This window comes from Salipiger abyssi, assembly GCF_017311415.1.
Lineage (GTDB): Bacteria > Pseudomonadota > Alphaproteobacteria > Rhodobacterales > Rhodobacteraceae > Salipiger > Salipiger abyssi_A.
Map to the genome: position 1 here is coordinate 283,451 of NZ_JAEKIS010000005.1, position 15,578 is coordinate 299,028.

The following is a 15,578-nucleotide window of genomic DNA, read 5'->3' on the forward strand; positions in this document are numbered from 1 at the left end:
CCCCGTCGAAAGCGCGCCGCCCTCTGGCATCCGCGACACGGGGCCTTTATCTAGGGGACAGAGCAGGCAAGAGGGACAGGCATTGGTCATCGGAAACATCGCCGACACGCTCACCCGCGGGGTGGAGAACGTGGCCGACACGCTGACCTCCCCCTTCACCGAGCCGGTGATCCGGCTCGGCGTCACCGGGCTGTCGCGCGCCGGCAAGACGGTGTTCATCACCTCGCTGGTGGCCAATCTGATGGACCGGGGGCGGATGCCGCAGCTCGTGGCCGAGGCCGAGGGGCGTATCCTCGCCGCCTATCTCCAGCCGCAGCCCGACGACACCATGCCGCGCTTCGATTACGAGACCCATCTCGCCGCGCTCACCGCAAGCGCGCCACACTGGCCCGACAGCACCCGCGCGGTCTCGCAGCTCCGGCTGTCGCTCAAAATCCGCCCGACCGGGCTGCTCGCCGGGATCTCCGGCGCGCGCAAGCTGCATCTCGACATCGTCGACTATCCCGGCGAATGGCTGCTCGATCTCGGGCTGATGGACAAAAGCTATGCCGACTGGGCAGAAGACGCCCTGACCCGCATGCAGCACCGCCCCGGCGGCACCCAGTACCTGGAGATGGCCAGGGCCGAGGACAGCACGCAAGGGCTGGACGAGGTCCGCGCCAAGGCGCTGGCGAGCGCCTTCACCAAAGCCCTGCAAACCGCCCGCGCCGCCGGCTTCTCCGATTGCACCCCGGGGCGTTTCCTGCTGCCCGGCGAGAAGGAGGGCAGCCCGGTCCTCACCTTCGCGCCGCTGCCGAAACCCGCCGATCCGCCGCGCAAATCGCTCTGGCGCGAGATGGAGCGGCGTTTCGAGGCCTATAAGTCACAGATCGTCAAACCCTTCTTCCGCGATCACTTCTCCCGCATCGACCGGCAGGTGGTGCTGGTCGATGCGCTCGGCGCCATCCATGCCGGCCCCGCCGCGATGGAGGATCTGCGCCGCACCATGGCCGATATCCTCACCGCCTTCCGCCCCGGCGGCAACGCCTTCCTGAGCAGCCTGCTGCGCGGCAAACGGGTGGAAAAGATCCTCTTCGCCGCCACCAAGGCCGACCATCTGCACCATTCCCAGCACGCGCGGCTTACGGCGATCATGGAGGCGCTGACCCGCGAGGCGCGCGACCGCGCGCGCTTTGCCGGGGCCGAGACCGGCGCCATGTCCATCGCCGCCCTGCGTGCCACCGTGGAGGAGACGCTGCCGCATGACGGGCGCCGCCTCGACTGCGTGCGCGGCACGCTGCTGACAGACGACGGCACGCGCGGGCGCGAGGCCGCCTTCTACCCCGGCGAGCTGCCGCAGGATCCCGCAAGGCTGCTCGGCCCGGCGCGCGAGGGCGCCGAAAACTGGCTCGACAATGACTATGCCATCATGCGCTTCGCCCCCGCAGCACTCAGCCTGAAGCCCGGCGAGGGCCCGCCGCATATCCGCCTCGACCGTGCCGCGCAGTTCCTGATCGGAGACCGGCTGTGAGCCCGCGCCTCCGCCCTGCCACGCCCACCGATGCGGGCCGGCTCGGCGCGATGATCGGCGCGGCGGTGGCCAGCCGCCCGTGGAAGCCGCGCCTGCACAGCGGCGCCGAGGACATCGCCCATGCCGGCCAGATGATCGAGCGCGGCTGGGTCACCGTGGCCGAGGTGCCGGGCAGCGCGCCGCTGGGCTTTCTCGCCCGCGACGGCGCCTATGTGCATGCGCTTTTCGTCGCGCCCGAGGCGCAGGGCGCGGGCATCGGACGGGCGCTGATCGAGCATGCCAAGGCGCGGAGCCCGCGGCTCGACCTCTGGACCTTCGCCGCCAACGAGGGCGCGCAGCGGTTTTACGAACGTGCGGGCTTTGCCGTGATCGAACGCGGCGACGGCTCGCGGAACGACGAGGGCCTGCCCGACATCCGTTACCAATGGCAGGCAAAGGCCCCGGCCCCGCAGGAGAGCGCCCGATGAGCGACCCGAAAGACAGATCCGGCCCGGTGCTGATCGAGCTCGGCGGCGATGCAAGGCCCGCCTCCCCCTCCGAGGCGCCGCCGGTGCCCGAGCCCGATATCGCCCCCACCCTGCCCGAAGGCCGTGCCATGGCCACGGCGGCGGCGCTGGCGGCGCGGCGCCCGTCGCGGCTGGCGCGCTGGTTCTGGGCGCTGCTGGGGGCGCTGGTCTCGACGCTGGTCTCCATCGCCGCCTGGCGCTTTGCGACGGATCTCATCGCCTCGGTGCCGCTGTTGGGCTATGCGGTGACCGCGCTGATCGCGCTCTTCCTGCTGGTGATCGTGCTGATCGTGATCAAGGAGCTGGCCGCGCTCTCGCGCCTCTCCCGCGTCGACGCGCTGCACCGCGCCGCCGACAAGGCGCTGGCCGACGAGGATCTGAGCGGCGCACGCAACGTGACGGCCAAGCTCACAGCGCTTTACGCCGGGCGCGACGACACGCGCTGGGGCCGCGAGCGGCTGCGCGAGCGGCAGGACGAGATCTTCGACGCCTCGGGCCTGCTGGGCCTTGCCGAGACCGAGCTGCTGGCCCCGCTCGACGCCGCCGCGCGGCGCGAGGTCGAGGCGGCAGCGCGGCAGGTCGCCACGGTCACAGCCCTGGTGCCGCTGGCGCTGGCGGATGTGGCCGCCGCCCTCACCGCCAATCTGCGGATGATCCGCCGCATCGCCGAGATCTATGGCGGCCGCTCCGGCACGCTGGGCAGTTGGCGGCTGACCCGGGCGGTGATGTCGCATCTGGTCGCCACCGGCGCCGTGGCGGTGGGCGACGACATGCTGGAACCGATCCTCGGCGGCGGCATCCTCGCCAAGCTCTCGCGCCGCTTCGGCGAGGGGCTGGTGAACGGCGCGCTGACCGCCCGCGTCGGCGTCGCCGCGATGGAGGTCTGCCGCCCGCTGCCCTTCCGTGGCAAGAGCCGCACCTCGGTGCGGGCGATCATCCGCACCGCGCTGACCGGGCTGGTCAAGGGTGCAGAAAAGGACTGAGCGCCGCTCAGTAGCGGCGGCGCTCCACGCTCATCCGGCCCGCATCGTCGGTGCGCAGGACGGTGAGATCGCCGTATTCGAGCCCCACCGGCTCCGGCAGGCCCAGCACCTCCCATATCTCGGCGATATTGCCCTTGTTGCCGATCCAGATTGCCGCGCGCCCCGCTGCCTCGCTCGCCAGCCGCGCGGTGGGTGCCTCCTGCGGGCGGCGCTCGATTGTGAGCCCCCGGGCCTCGGCCAGCGGCGCGGCGGTGTCGAGATTGCGCTGAATGCCGGGGCTGTAGATCGCATCCAGAGGCTCGCCCTCCAGCGCCGCGACCAGCGCGCGGGCGCGCGCCTGGCCCTGCTCGTTCAACAACTCGTCCGAACCGCTGCGGTCACCATGCCGCGTGATATAAAGCGTCGTATCCGCCGCCAGCCGCACCGGCCCGCCCCCGGCACAACCAGCCAATAGGGCCGCCGAAACAAGCCCGAGCATCGCGCGTCTCTTCATCTCCATTCCCCCGGATTCGCTGGTGTTATGGTATCCTCATACCATAAAAACGCACACCCGGCGGCTGGCAGGGCATCTGACACAAAACGGGGCGCCGTGAAGCGCCCCGCCTGACCGTAAATTGTGCCGACCGTCTCAGCCCAGCGCGGCGTCGCAGCGCGCGCAGGTGGCGGAGTGGCTGTGGCTGCCCACATCCGGCAGGATCTTCCAGCAGCGCTGGCATTTGCCGCCATCGGCCTTTTCGAAGACCACGCCGACGCCCGGCACCTCCGCCATGCGGAAGGCTTCCTGCGGCGCCGGATCGGCGGTGAGCATGATGCCCGAGGTGATGCAGATATCGTCGAAGGCGACGGTCTTCAGCGCCTCCAGCATCCCAGCATCTTCCACATGCACGATGGGCGCCGCCTCCAGCGAGGCACCGATCACCTTGTCGGTGCGCTGGATCTCCAGCGCGGCGGTCACCGCGCGGCGTGCGGCGCGGACCTGCGCCCATTTCGCCGCCAGCGCCTCGTCGCGCCAGCTTGCCGGCGTCTCGGGGAAATCCTGAAGATGCACCGAGCTCTCCTCGCCCGGGAAGCGGTCGAGCCAGACGTCTTCCATGGTGAAGACGAGGATCGGCGCCAGCCAGGTGGTGAGGCGGTGGAACAGCAGATCCATCACCGTGCGCGCGGCCTTGCGGCGCGCGGTGTCGCCGTCGCAATAGAGCGCGTCCTTGCGGATGTCGAAATAGAAGGCCGAGAGATCCACGGTGCAGAAGGTAAAGACCGCTTGGAACACCGCCTGGAAATCATAGGCGCGATAGCCCTCCTGCACCTTCGCGTCGAGCTCGGCAAGACGATGCAGCACCCAGCGTTCCAGCTCGGGCATGTCGGCGGCATCCACACGATCCGCTTCGGAGAAATGCCCCAGAGCGCCCAGCATGAAGCGCATGGTGTTGCGCAGCCGGCGATAGCTGTCGGCCACACCCTTGAGGATCTCCGGCCCGATGCGCTGGTCGGCGGTGTAATCGGTCTGCGCCACCCAGAGCCGCAGGATATCGGCGCCGTATTGCTTCACCACCTCCTCGGGCACGATGGTGTTGCCGAGCGATTTGGACATCTTGTTGCCCTTCGCGTCCAGCGTGAAGCCATGCGTCACCACGTTGCGATAGGGCGCGCGGCCGATGGTGCCGCAGGCCTGAAGCATGGAGGAATGGAACCAGCCGCGATGCTGGTCGGTGCCTTCCATATAGACATCGGCAATGCCGTCCTCGGTGCCGTCCGGGCGGTCGCGCAGCACAAAGGCATGGGTCGAGCCGCTGTCGAACCAGACGTCGAGCACGTCGAAGACCTGTTCCCACTCCTCGGCGTTGTACTCGTTGCCGAGGAACCGCTCCTTGGCGCCGTCGACATACCAGCAATCGGCGCCCTCGGTCTCGAAGGCCTCGCAGATGCGGGCATTCACCGCCGGATCGCGCAGCAGGAAATCGGCATCGGTGGGCAGCGCGCCCTTCTTCACGAAGCAGGTCAGCGGCACACCCCAGGCGCGCTGGCGCGACAGCACCCAGTCCGGGCGCGCCTCGATCATCGAATAGAGCCGGTTGCGGCCCGATTGCGGGGTGAATTTCACCAGCTCGTCGATGGAGCGCAGCGAGCGCTCGCGGATCGTGGTGCCGTAGCTGTCCTGCCCGTCGCCGACGGCGCGGTCGATGGCGGCGAACCATTGCGGCGTGTTGCGGTAGATCACCGGCGCCTTGGAGCGCCAGCTATGCGGATAGCTGTGCTTGATCTTGCCGCGTGCCAAGAGCCCACCGACCTCGGCCAGCTTTTCGATGACCGCCTTGTTGGCATCGCCCTCCTTGCCGTTGGGCTTGAGGATCATCCTGCCGCCGAAGAAGGGCAGCCCCTCGCGGAAGGAGCCGTCTTCCATGACGTTATAGGTGATGACCTGATCGAGCATGCCCAGATCGCGGTAAAGCTCGAATTCCTCCATCCCGTGAGAGGGTGCGCAATGCACGAAGCCCGTGCCTTCGGTGTCAGTGACGAAATCGGCCGCGCGGAAATCGCGCAAATCGTCCCACTCGCCCTCGCCGCCCTCGGCCCCGGCAAGCGGGTGGCTCAGAGAGAGACCGCGCAGCTCCGCGGCCTCCACCGTGCGCTTGCGGACATATTGCCCCTCTTCCAGCCGAGCCCTGCGGAAGACGTCTTCGGCGAGATTGTCGGCGAGGATGTAACAATCCCCGGCATTGGCCCAGCATTCCTCCGGCGTGGCCACGACTTCGTAAAGCCCATAGGAGATCTCGTCACCATAGACCACGGCCTTGTTCGACGGCATGGTCCAGGGGGTGGTGGTCCAGATCACGACATAGGCGCCGACCAGCTCCTTGGCGGAGGCGACCAGGGCCGCCTTGTTGGCGTCGGCCTGTACCTCGGCATCGGCAAGATTTGCTCCGGCACCGAGCGCCGGACCGACCTTGTCCTCGTTGCAGGAAGCAACCTTGAACTTCACCCAGATGGTGAAGCTTTCCTTGTCGTGGTACTCGACCTCGGCCTCGGCCAGCGCGGTCTTTTCCACCGGCGACCACATCACGGGCTTCGAGCCCTGATAGAGCGTGCCGGTCATCAGGAATTTCATGAATTCCTCGGCGATCACACGCTCGGCGTGGTAGTTCATCGTCAGGTAGGGATCGGCCCAGTTGCCGGTGATGCCGAGCCGCTTGAACTCCTCGCGCTGGATATCCACCCAGCCCTCGGCGAACTTCCGGCATTCCTGACGGAAATCGACAACCGGCACCTCGTCCTTGTTCTTGCCCTTGGCGCGGTACTGTTCCTCGATCTTCCACTCGATGGGCAGGCCGTGGCAGTCCCAGCCGGGTACGTAACGCGCCTCGTGCCCCATCATCTGATGCGAGCGCACGATCATGTCCTTGATCGTCTTGTTCAGCGCGTGACCGATATGCAGGTGGCCGTTCGCATAGGGCGGGCCGTCATGCAGGGTAAAGGGCGTGCGCCCGGCGGCGGTTTCGCGCAGGCGGTCGTAGATGCCGATCCTTGCCCAGCGCTCCAGCCATTCCGGCTCGCGCTTGGGCAGCCCCGCGCGCATCGGAAAATCGGTCTTCGGAAGGTTCAGCGTGTCCTTGTAGTCAGGCGTTTCGGCGCACATGATCTGCGGTCCCGGTTCTTGAGAAATTGGGGGAAACTCTGGTCGGCGCGAAAGTCCATACGCCTTGTCCCGGCGGCTCTGCGGTTTAGAGCGCCGGGCATGTAATTCGAATGATGATCGCGAGACGGCCCATCATGGCGGGCGTTATAGGCAAGCGACTCGCGATGGTCCAGAGCTTGCGGACAGGGCGCGCGCGGCGCGGAACGGGCGGAAATCCCCTCATCGCGGCACCGCAAACCGGCAGCTTCGCGCCACGCCGCATCGCGGCGCGGCGGGGTTCGGCGCATCGCCCCGGCATTTAAGGCGGGCTCCTGCCGGAAACCGGGAGTTCCCGCGCTCAGCGGCAACTCTGACGTGCGGAAATGGTTTCATGATCACCGATGGCGCAGCAGATGTGTCGCGCCTGGCAAGTGAACCGAAACCGACGCAATCCGGACAAGGAGTTCCGTCATGGCCTATCAGAACGACCAGACCCACGCCTCCAACCCTTATGCCGCGCATCTGCGCGCCGATCCGCAGACCCGCATGCCCTCGGGCCGCTCCGGCGGCACGGTGGTCGGCCTCGTGGTCGCTGTCGCGGTAATCGTCGCGCTGATCGTCGGCGTGGGGGTTCTGGGCGGCGGCGCGCCCACCGACGGGCCGGCAGCGCCCGCAGCCATAGAACAGAGCACGCCCGAGGCCGGCGCCCCGGTGCTCGGCGACGAGACGGCGCCCGTGGCGCCCAGCGCGCCGGCGGAATAAGCCGCCGGCCCTCGCCCCTCCCGCCCGGCCCCCGGACAGCGCCCTTCGCGGCGCGCCCGGCCATCACTCACGGATCGCCCGGGCGGGAGTGGCCCCTTTGCCACATAGACGGATAAACAGCATGCAGCGGCTCCAGATCGGCGGAATCGGCAGGAAGTGGCGCAGCACGCGCAGACCCTGGGCGGCGTGGCGCGCATGCTCGCGATCCGCGATAAATAGACGGGACAGAGAACGTGAAAAGGCGCAGATCAGCGCCAGCTGCCCTTCTCCCGTCCCGAGTCGTTCCATGTTCCGTTCCCAAGACGACCTGCCCCTCCAGTCTGCCGCCCCCGCCGATCCGCTCCTGCGGGTGATCGACCGTGCCGCTGCGGCGGTCTTTGTGGTGCTTCTCGCCCTCGCCGCGCTGGTGGCGCTCGATGCGTTGCAGGCAACCCAGGCGCGGCTCGTCGAGACCGAGCAGGTCGCCCTGCCGGTCACCGACTAACGCCGGATCGCAACACCCCTCGGGTGGGTTTCCAACGCAACATCCCCCTCAGATCGCGAACAGGCTGCCGACCACATAGGCGATGCCGGCGGCGACCCCGCCGATCCCCAGTGTCTCCAGCCCCGAGCGCCACCAGGGCGACAGCGACCAGCGGCTTTTATAGGCGCCGATGGCAAAGAAGGTGGCCAGCGTCAGCAGCGTGGCCACCGTAAAGGCCTGCGGCAGCGACAGCAGGAAGGGCAGCAGCGGCACCATGCCCGCCACCAGAAACGCCCCGAAGGTCGCCAGCGCCGCGCGCATCGGGTGCGGATCCACGGATGACAGGCCGTAGCTGCCCTCCAGGATCATCGCCAGCATATGCGCGGGATCGCGCGCGATCTCGTCGACCGCATGGCCGAGCGTGTCCTCGCAGAGCCCCTTGCCCGCGAGGATCTGGCGCAGTTCTTCCCGGGCACGTTCGGGCTCGCGGGCGATGCGCCCGGCCTCGACGCGGCGCAGCCGGTTGAGATCGTCGAGCTCGGCCTTAGTGCCGGAGTAGTTCCCCGCCGCCATGGAAAACCCGTCGGCCAGCACATTGGCAAAGCCCAGCGCCAGAATGATGAAGGGCGACAGCCCCGCCCCGGCCACGCCGGCCACGATGGCGAAGGTTGTGACCGAGCCGTCGATCGCGCCATAAACGATATCGCGCAGATGGCCGTGACCATTCTGTTTCTGGGCTGGGCTGGCGTCGGACATGGCTCGCCTTGCATCGGAACGTTCGGGGTCGCTCAGGCTCTGCCCTGCGGCGGAGATAGAATCAAGCCTCACGCGGCGTTCCGCGCGCAGGATGGCCCGCCGTGCCGCGCATCCCGGCGTGCAAAAAACGCGCATTTCCCGCGTCCATACCGCCGAACCGCGACAAAACCCGCCGTCCCCGCCCTGAAAAGACTTGCCTCAGGCCCCAAAAGCCCGTTTCTGAAAGGCGTCATGCGGCAACGGCGCCGTATGTGTCTCCCGAAAGTCCGGGATCCATGAGCAAAGCTGCTCGATCCGTCGCATCCTTCGTTGCGGCGTATCGGCGGCTTTTTTTGTTTTTCAGACTTCGTTTGCCAGGAGACAGGCACGATGACCCATCCGCAAAAGACCGGCCATATCGCCCTTGTCGGTGCCGGCCCCGGCGCCCGCGATCTGTTGACGCTGCGCGCCCTCGAACGGCTCCAGAACGCCGATGTGCTGCTCTATGACCGGCTGGTCGATCCCGAGATCATGGAGCTGGCCAATCCGCGCGCCGAGCGCATCTATGTCGGCAAGGAGGTGGGGCGCTGCAAATGGCCGCAGGGCCGCATCGACCGGCTGATCGTGGCCAAGGCCAGGCTCGGGCTGCGCGTGGTGCGGCTGAAATCCGGCGATCCGTCGATCTTCGGGCGCGCCTGCGAAGAGATCGCCGCCGCCAAGGCCGCCGGAATCGCCGTCGAGATCGTGCCCGGCATCACCGCCGCCTCTGCCGCCGCCGCCGCCATCGGCGTGCCGCTGACCGAGCGCGGCGAGACCGACACCTTCGCGCTGACCACCGGCACCTGCAAACCGGGCGACGCGCTGCCCGACCGCGGGCGGCTGGCGCATCCCGGCACCTCGATGGCGTTTTACATGGCGGTGGAGCGCGCGGCGCAGGTGCAGGCGGATCTGCTCGGCGCCGGCGCGCCCGGGGCCTGCCGGGTGGAGATCGTCGCCGCCGTCAGCACCCCGCGCGAACGCCATGTGAGCACGACGCTGGGCGCGCTGGCCGAAACCATCGCGCGGGAAGAGATCCGCAACCCGGCGATCCTGTTCATTCGCTATCCGAAATCGCTGGCGCGGCAAATGGCGGCAGATGGCGCGGAGATCGCCGCCTGAGCGGCAGGGCGCCGGCGCGGGGCACGCGCCGCTTGACCTCTGCCATCGGGAGGCAGACCCTTGCGGGCAACGCGGTCGCGGCTCCCGCACCCGACCGCCCCCACCTCGCCCCGGCCCGGCGCATTTCGCCGACGACCGGGCCGCTTACAGGAGGCCCGCCCCATGACCCTGCTCGCGGATCTGCTCAGCACCGTCTTTGAACGCCGCGCCCGGATCGGGCCGATCCTGCGCCGCGACCCGCGCAGCACCGAGGCGCTGATCTCCGATCTGATGAAGGCCGAATCGGAGACCGCCGCGCTGGCGCTCGCCCGGCGCATCCTCCAGCGCTATGCCGAGATGGACGAGGCGGCGCGGCTGGCGCTGTTCCGCCATATTGCGCAGGGCCACGATCTCGACGCCGCCGCCCTGCGCGCGGCGCTCGACGCCTACGAGGCAGAGCCCTCGAGCAGCAGCTACCGCGCCTTCACCGCCGCCTGCGAGCCGCCCCGGCAGGAGCTGATCCGGCGGCTCAACCAGGTGCCCGGCGCCACCGAGCGGCTGGTGGAGATGCGCGCCGATCTGCGCCGGCTGGGCAGCGGCGAGCCGGCGCTCGATGCGCTGGATCTGGATTTCAAGCAGCTCTTCCGCTCGTGGTTCAACCGCGGCTTTCTTGTGCTGCGCCCGATCAGCTGGGAAAGCCCGGCGCATATCCTGGAAAAGATCATCGCTTACGAGGCGGTGCACGCCATCGGAAGCTGGCAGGATCTGCGCCGCCGCCTCGTGCCCGAGGACCGGCGCTGCTTTGCCTTCTTTCACCCGGCGATGCCCGACGAGCCGCTGATCTTTGTCGAGGTCGCCCTGACGCGCGGCATTCCCGGCTCGATCCAGGCGCTGCTGGCCGAGGACCGCGCGCCCCTGAGCGCGGAGGAGGCCGACACGGCGGTGTTCTATTCGATCTCCAACTGCCAGCCGGGGCTCGCCGGGATCTCCTTCGGCAATTCGCTGATCAAGCAGGTGGTCTCGGATCTCGCGACCGAGCTGCCAGGGCTCAAGACCTTTGTGACGCTGTCGCCGGTCCCCGGGCTGGTGCGCTGGCTGGAGACGCAGAAGGTGCCCTATGACCCGCAGGACGCCAAGGGCATGGCGGCGCTCGCGGCGCATTACCTGCTGCATGCCAAGCGCCCGGACGGCCAGCCGGTCGACCCGGTGGCGCGCTTCCATCTCGGCAATGGCGCGATGATCCAGGCGGTGCATGCCGGCGCCGACATCTCGGAAAACGGCATGCGGCAATCGGGCGGCGTGATGGTGAATTACCTCTACGATCTCGGCAAGGTGGAGAAATATCTCGACCGCTACGCCGAAAGCCGCGAATTCACCGCCGCACAGCCCGTGCGCTCGCTCGCCAACGCCCGTGAAAAGGCCGCCGCTGGCTGAGGCCGCGCGGCGCTCAGAATGCCTTGAAGGTCAGCGTCGTCAGCGTGCGCTCGATGCCCTGCACGTCGGCGAGCTTCTCGTTGATGTAATGGCCGACATCGGCGCCCTCGGGGATGTAGAGCTTGACCAGCAGGTCCCACTCGCCCGAGGTCGAATAGAGTTCGGAATGGATCTCGCGAAGCGCGATATCCTCGGCCACCCTGTAGGTGGTGCCCGGGGTGCAGCGGATCTGGACGAAAACGCAGGTGGTCATGGCAGTCTCCTTGGTGCCGCGAAGCTGGCACAGACGCCACGCCCGCACAAGAGACGCAACCGCGCCGCTTGGCGCCGCCCCCCTGCCCGCCTATAAGCGGCGCGAGACACGAGGAGTGCCCCCATGCGCAAGGCCAGCATCGCCCGCAAGACCGCCGAAACCGCGATCGAGGTCGAGATCGACCTCGACGGCAGCGGCGCCTATGACAATCAGACCGGCGTGGGGTTCTTCGATCACATGCTGGACCAGCTTTCGCGGCATTCTCTCATCGACATGACGATCCGCACCAAGGGCGATTACCATATCGACGATCACCACACGGTCGAGGATACCGGCATCGCGCTGGGTCAGGCGCTGGTCAAGGCGCTTGGCGACAAGCGCGGCATCCGTCGCTACGGGTCGTGCCTGCTGCCGATGGATGATGCGCTGGTGCGCTGCGCGCTGGATCTCTCGGCACGGCCCTTCCTGATCTGGAATGTCGATCTGCCGACGCAGAAGATCGGCAGTTTCGATTGCGAGCTGGTGCGCGAGTTCTTTCAGGCGCTGGCCACCCATGGCGGCATCACCCTGCATGTGGATGCGCTGCACGGGGTGAATTCGCACCACATCGCCGAGGCCGCGTTCAAATCCGTCGCCCGTGCCCTGCGTGAGGCGGTGGAGCCCGATCCGCGCAAGGGCGATGCGATCCCCTCCACCAAGGGCGCTCTCTGAAAGCGCCCTTCAAGCATCCCGCCGCCCCGTAGGGTGGGCAATCTGCCCACCGCCTGCCCCGCCGGAGCCGTTCAGAGCACCCCGATCTCAGCCAGTGCGCCGGCGAGTTCCGGCGGCAGATCTTCCTCGTGCCGGCGCCCTTCCGGCAGGTCTGGCGGTGCGTCGGCGGGCGCAAGGTAACGCCAGCCCTGGAACGGGCGGCGCGACGTGGTGGCAACGCGGATCAGCCCCGGCTCCAGCACGATGGCACAGCGCTGTGTTCCATCGCTACCGGTCACCCGGTCGAGCCGCAGGATCGGCTGGCGGCATTGCACCATGCCCTGGATCACCCAGTAGATGCTGCCGCCGGCGAGGATCTCGGCCTCGCGCCGGGGAAACATCCGCGTGACATGGCGCGGCAGCCCGTCCTCGTATCGCCCCGCCTGGGAGGCCTGCCAGGCGGCGAGAGACTCGACGCTTTCCGTGCCGACGCTGAGTTTTATCAGATGTGTGATCTTATCCACAGAGTCGCCCCCAAGCTGTCACGATATTGTAGTCCCGCGCGGCGCAGCTTCAAGGCGTTGTGCAGGGCTTGCCCTTTGCGCTACCTTTGGTGCTCTGCCGGAAAAGGGAATCGCCATGAGCCGTTTCGCCGCCCCCATCGCCGAACAGATCTGGGACATGAAGTACCGCTTCAAGCAGGCGGATGGCGCACCGATCGACGGCACCGTCGAGGACAGCTGGCGCCGCATCGCACGCGCTCTGGCCTCGGCGGAGAAACGCCCCCAGGACTGGGAAGAGACCTTCTTTGCCGCGCTGGAGGATTTCAAATACCTCCCCGCCGGGCGGATCACCGCCGGCGCCGGCACCGCGCGTTCGGTGACGCTGTTCAACTGCTTTGTCATGGGCACGATCCCCGACAGCATGGCCGGTATCTTCGACATGCTGAAAGAGGCCGCGCTGACCATGCAGCAGGGCGGCGGCATCGGCTATGATTTCTCCACCATCCGGCCCAAGGGCGCCACGGTGCACGGGGTGGCGGCGGATGCCTCCGGCCCGCTGTCCTTCATGGATGTCTGGGACGCCATGTGCCGCACCATCATGTCCGCCGGCTCGCGCCGGGGTGCGATGATGGCCACCATGCGCTGCGATCACCCGGATATCGAGGATTTCATCGGCGCCAAGGCCGACAGCGCCCGGCTGCGCATGTTCAACCTCTCGGTGCTGGTGAGCGACGCCTTCATGGAGGCGGTGAAGGCGGGCGGCTCCTGGGATCTGAAATTCGACGGCAAGGTCTATCGCACCGTCGAGGCGCGCGACCTGTGGAACCGCATCATGCGCGCGACCTACGATTACGCCGAGCCGGGGGTGATCTTTATCGACCGGATCAATCAGGCCAATAACCTGAACTATATCGAGGAGATCGCGGCCACCAACCCCTGCGGCGAGCAGCCGCTGCCGCCCTATGGCGCCTGCTTGCTGGGGTCGATCAACCTCGCTCGTCTGGTGAGCGCGCCGTTCGAGCCCGGCGCCCATATCGACGAGGAGGCGCTGGACGGGCTGGTCGCCACCGCCGTGCGGATGATGGACAATGTGGTCGACGCCTCGCGCTTCCCGCTGCCCGCACAGCAGGAGGAGGCCCGCAACAAGCGCCGTATCGGGCTGGGGGTGACGGGGCTCGCCGATGCGCTTCTGATGAAGGGGCTGCGCTATGGCTCCGAGGAGGCCGCCGCGCAGACCGAACGCTGGCTGCACCGCATCGCGCGGGCCGCCTATCTGGCCTCGGTTGAGCTGGCCAAGGAGAAAGGCGCCTTCCCGCTTTTCGATGCGGAGAAATACCTCGCCTCGGGCAATATGATGCAGATGGACGAGGATGTACGCGACGCAATCCGCACGCACGGTATCCGCAACGCGCTGCTGACCTCCATCGCGCCCACCGGTACGATTTCGCTCTACGCGGGCAATGTGTCGAGCGGCATCGAGCCGGTCTTTGCCTATGCCTATACCCGCAAAGTGCTGCAAAAGGACGGCACGCGCACCGAGGAAGAGGTGGTGGATTACGCGGTGCAGATGTGGCGCGATCTGAAGGGCGACGCGGACCTGCCCGGGCATTTCGTCAACGCCCAGACGCTCGATCCGCAGGATCATGTGCGCATGCAGGCGGCGGCGCAGAAGTGGATCGACAGCTCAATCTCCAAGACGATCAACTGCCCGGAGGACATCTCGTTCGAGGCGTTCAAAGACGTCTACATGATGGCCTACGAGACCGGCTGCAAGGGCTGCACCACCTATCGCCCGAACGAGGTGACCGGCTCGGTGCTGACCGTGAGCGAAACCGCCGACGTGGCCCCCGGTGAGGCCCCGGAACAGGTCCGGGGCGCGCAGGAGGGCGCCGAGGTGGTCTATATGTCCGAACCGCTGGACCGGCCGCAGGCGCTGGAGGGGCAGACCTACAAGCTGAAATGGCCCGACAGCGAGCATGCGATCTATCTGACGATCAACGATATCGTGGTCGGCGGTCACCGCCGGCCCTTCGAGGTGTTCATCAACTCCAAGAACATGGAGCATTTCGCCTGGACGGTGGCGCTCACGCGGATGATATCGGCGGTGTTCCGGCGCGGCGGCGATGTGAGCTTTGTTGTCGAGGAGCTGAAGGCGGTGTTCGACCCGCGTGGCGGCGCCTGGGTGAAGGGCAAATACATCCCCTCGATCCTGGCCGCGATCGGCGGCGTGATCGAGCGGCACATGATCTCCATCGGTTTCCTGGAGGGCGAAGGGATGGGGCTGAAATCCGACCCTCAGGCGAAGGTCGTGGGTCTCGAAGCCCCGCGCGGCAAAGCCTGCCCCTCCTGTGGGCAGTACAGCATGATGATGGTCGAGGGCTGCATGACCTGCTCGAGCTGCGGTCATTCGAAATGCGGCTGAGCGGCGAGGGCTTCGACAGTTTGTTCTGAACTGACCCATGGTTTGCCCATTTGGTGCGGTTTGGTGTCCACTATCACCGCATAGATTGCCCACGGGCCGATGTCAGGCACTGTTGATGTCCGTAGAAAAGCAACGGGCCTACCTGAAGAGGGTAGGCCCGTTTTCTGTTTACCTATTTGGAGTAGCCCGCTGAAAGTGGTCCACCAACTGGGATAGATTATCCCTCAAATTGGAGGATCAGCGATGGCTGGAAAGCGAGAGAGGCCCGAAGAGATTGTATCGAAGCTTCGGCAGGTTGAGGTGTTGCAAGGGCAAGGGGCGACGATTGCCGAGGCGGTGCGCCAGATTGGCGTGACGCAGCAGACGTTCTATCGATGGCGGAAGCTTTATGGCGGGATGCAGCGATCTCAGCTTGCGCGCCTGAAAGAGCTAGAGAAGGAAAACCAGCGACTGCGGCGGGCTGTGTCGGACCTGACGCTGGACAAGCTTATCTTGACGGAAGCGGCGAAGGGAAACTTCTGAGCCCTTCGCGTCGCCGGAAATGTATCGACCATGTGCGGCGGGAAC

15 protein-coding genes and 1 pseudogene are annotated in these 15,578 nt (G+C 67.2%); 10 read left to right on the forward strand and 6 right to left on the reverse strand.

Translation table 11 applies throughout. From position 1 onward, the window contains the following. Positions 1-82 precede the first annotated feature (82 nt). From I6N89_RS09570 to I6N89_RS09580, 3 genes are read left to right on the forward strand one after another with little or no spacing between them, the layout of a single operon-like run. The gene (locus tag I6N89_RS09570; RefSeq protein WP_207018163.1) at positions 83-1,510 is read left to right on the forward strand and encodes a YcjX family protein; all 1,428 of its coding nucleotides are present in this window, start codon (positions 83-85) and stop codon (positions 1,508-1,510) included. Next, the gene (locus tag I6N89_RS09575; protein ID WP_207018164.1) at positions 1,507-1,977 is read left to right on the forward strand and encodes a GNAT family N-acetyltransferase; all 471 of its coding nucleotides are present in this window, start codon (positions 1,507-1,509) and stop codon (positions 1,975-1,977) included. Before I6N89_RS09570 ends, I6N89_RS09575 begins: the two co-directional genes overlap by 4 nt. Continuing rightward, a complete protein-coding gene (locus I6N89_RS09580) occupies positions 1,974-2,999 on the forward strand; it encodes a YcjF family protein (RefSeq protein ID WP_207018165.1) in 1,026 nt (341 codons plus the stop codon). Before I6N89_RS09575 ends, I6N89_RS09580 begins: the two co-directional genes overlap by 4 nt. A gap of 7 nt (positions 3,000-3,006) precedes the next feature. On the opposite strand, the gene I6N89_RS09585 is transcribed toward I6N89_RS09580, so the two are convergent. Both I6N89_RS09585 and ileS read right to left on the reverse strand, forming a co-directional pair. Further along, entirely contained in the window at positions 3,007-3,477 is a 471-nt protein-coding gene (locus I6N89_RS09585) for a histidine phosphatase family protein (protein ID WP_236016525.1), read from the reverse strand. Between the two features lie 150 nt (positions 3,478-3,627). Next, on the reverse strand, positions 3,628-6,633 hold the full coding sequence (gene ileS, locus I6N89_RS09590) for an isoleucine--tRNA ligase (protein ID WP_207018168.1): 3,006 nt from the start codon (positions 6,631-6,633) through the stop codon (positions 3,628-3,630). A gap of 450 nt (positions 6,634-7,083) precedes the next feature. Here ileS and I6N89_RS09595 point away from each other — a divergent pair, with 450 nt between their 5' ends. Beyond that, complete coding sequence (locus tag I6N89_RS09595; RefSeq protein WP_207018169.1) at positions 7,084-7,374, forward strand: hypothetical protein; 291 nt, start codon at positions 7,084-7,086, stop codon at positions 7,372-7,374. A gap of 63 nt (positions 7,375-7,437) precedes the next feature. On the opposite strand, the gene I6N89_RS09600 is transcribed toward I6N89_RS09595, so the two are convergent. Then, positions 7,438-7,662: a hypothetical protein gene (locus I6N89_RS09600; protein ID WP_207018171.1), complete on the reverse strand. Its 225-nt coding sequence runs from the start codon at positions 7,660-7,662 to the stop codon at positions 7,438-7,440. Between I6N89_RS09600 and I6N89_RS09605 the strand changes: the two genes are divergently transcribed. Next, on the forward strand, positions 7,661-7,858 hold the full coding sequence (locus tag I6N89_RS09605) for a hypothetical protein (RefSeq protein ID WP_207018173.1): 198 nt from the start codon (positions 7,661-7,663) through the stop codon (positions 7,856-7,858). The two genes, I6N89_RS09600 and I6N89_RS09605, sit on opposite strands and share 2 nt — an antisense overlap. Before the next feature lie 48 nt (positions 7,859-7,906). On the opposite strand, the gene I6N89_RS09610 is transcribed toward I6N89_RS09605, so the two are convergent. Then, complete coding sequence (locus tag I6N89_RS09610; protein WP_207018211.1) at positions 7,907-8,593, reverse strand: VIT1/CCC1 transporter family protein; 687 nt, start codon at positions 8,591-8,593, stop codon at positions 7,907-7,909. A 369-nt stretch (positions 8,594-8,962) separates the two neighbouring features. Here I6N89_RS09610 and cobA point away from each other — a divergent pair, with 369 nt between their 5' ends. Further along, the gene (gene cobA / locus I6N89_RS09615; RefSeq protein ID WP_207018174.1) at positions 8,963-9,730 is read left to right on the forward strand and encodes a uroporphyrinogen-III C-methyltransferase; all 768 of its coding nucleotides are present in this window, start codon (positions 8,963-8,965) and stop codon (positions 9,728-9,730) included. A gap of 162 nt (positions 9,731-9,892) precedes the next feature. Further along, positions 9,893-11,143, forward strand: a complete 1,251-nt coding sequence (locus I6N89_RS09620) for a malonyl-CoA decarboxylase (protein WP_207018176.1) — start codon at positions 9,893-9,895, stop codon at positions 11,141-11,143. 13 nt (positions 11,144-11,156) lie between these two features. On the opposite strand, the gene I6N89_RS09625 is transcribed toward I6N89_RS09620, so the two are convergent. Next, positions 11,157-11,396 carry an Lrp/AsnC ligand binding domain-containing protein gene (locus I6N89_RS09625; RefSeq protein ID WP_207018178.1) on the reverse strand — a complete coding sequence of 80 codons (240 nt, stop codon included), beginning with the start codon at positions 11,394-11,396 and terminating at the stop codon, positions 11,157-11,159. Positions 11,397-11,519: 123 nt separating this feature from the next. On the opposite strand from I6N89_RS09625, the gene hisB reads away from it, so the two are divergent. Next, positions 11,520-12,107, forward strand: coding sequence for an imidazoleglycerol-phosphate dehydratase HisB (gene hisB / locus I6N89_RS09630; protein WP_207018180.1), 588 nt, complete (start codon positions 11,520-11,522; stop codon positions 12,105-12,107). 71 nt (positions 12,108-12,178) lie between these two features. On the opposite strand, the gene I6N89_RS09635 is transcribed toward hisB, so the two are convergent. Further along, entirely contained in the window at positions 12,179-12,610 is a 432-nt protein-coding gene (locus tag I6N89_RS09635; RefSeq protein WP_207018182.1) for a DUF1489 family protein, read from the reverse strand. 115 nt (positions 12,611-12,725) lie between these two features. Here I6N89_RS09635 and I6N89_RS09640 point away from each other — a divergent pair, with 115 nt between their 5' ends. Both I6N89_RS09640 and I6N89_RS09645 read left to right on the forward strand, forming a co-directional pair. After that, complete coding sequence (locus I6N89_RS09640) at positions 12,726-15,011, forward strand: adenosylcobalamin-dependent ribonucleoside-diphosphate reductase (protein ID WP_207018185.1); 2,286 nt, start codon at positions 12,726-12,728, stop codon at positions 15,009-15,011. A 243-nt stretch (positions 15,012-15,254) separates the two neighbouring features. After that, a pseudogene (locus I6N89_RS09645) lies at positions 15,255-15,578 on the forward strand (transposase); the annotation flags it as partial.

What these genes read in the sequence shown, in the direction of transcription:
- I6N89_RS09600 (WP_207018171.1), bottom strand. Translation starts at nt 7,662, where the DNA reads ATGGAACGACTCGGGACGGGAGAAGGGCAGCTGGCGCTGATCTGCGCC.
- ileS (WP_207018168.1), bottom strand. Translation starts at nt 6,633, where the DNA reads ATGTGCGCCGAAACGCCTGACTACAAGGACACGCTGAACCTTCCGAAG.
- cobA (WP_207018174.1), top strand. Translation starts at nt 8,963, where the DNA reads ATGACCCATCCGCAAAAGACCGGCCATATCGCCCTTGTCGGTGCCGGC.
- I6N89_RS09610 (WP_207018211.1), bottom strand. Translation starts at nt 8,593, where the DNA reads ATGTCCGACGCCAGCCCAGCCCAGAAACAGAATGGTCACGGCCATCTG.
- hisB (WP_207018180.1), top strand. Translation starts at nt 11,520, where the DNA reads ATGCGCAAGGCCAGCATCGCCCGCAAGACCGCCGAAACCGCGATCGAG.
- I6N89_RS09620 (WP_207018176.1), top strand. Translation starts at nt 9,893, where the DNA reads ATGACCCTGCTCGCGGATCTGCTCAGCACCGTCTTTGAACGCCGCGCC.
- I6N89_RS09580 (WP_207018165.1), top strand. Translation starts at nt 1,974, where the DNA reads ATGAGCGACCCGAAAGACAGATCCGGCCCGGTGCTGATCGAGCTCGGC.
- I6N89_RS09605 (WP_207018173.1), top strand. Translation starts at nt 7,661, where the DNA reads ATGTTCCGTTCCCAAGACGACCTGCCCCTCCAGTCTGCCGCCCCCGCC.
- I6N89_RS09585 (WP_236016525.1), bottom strand. Translation starts at nt 3,477, where the DNA reads ATGCTCGGGCTTGTTTCGGCGGCCCTATTGGCTGGTTGTGCCGGGGGC.
- I6N89_RS09640 (WP_207018185.1), top strand. Translation starts at nt 12,726, where the DNA reads ATGAGCCGTTTCGCCGCCCCCATCGCCGAACAGATCTGGGACATGAAG.
- I6N89_RS09625 (WP_207018178.1), bottom strand. Translation starts at nt 11,396, where the DNA reads ATGACCACCTGCGTTTTCGTCCAGATCCGCTGCACCCCGGGCACCACC.
- I6N89_RS09595 (WP_207018169.1), top strand. Translation starts at nt 7,084, where the DNA reads ATGGCCTATCAGAACGACCAGACCCACGCCTCCAACCCTTATGCCGCG.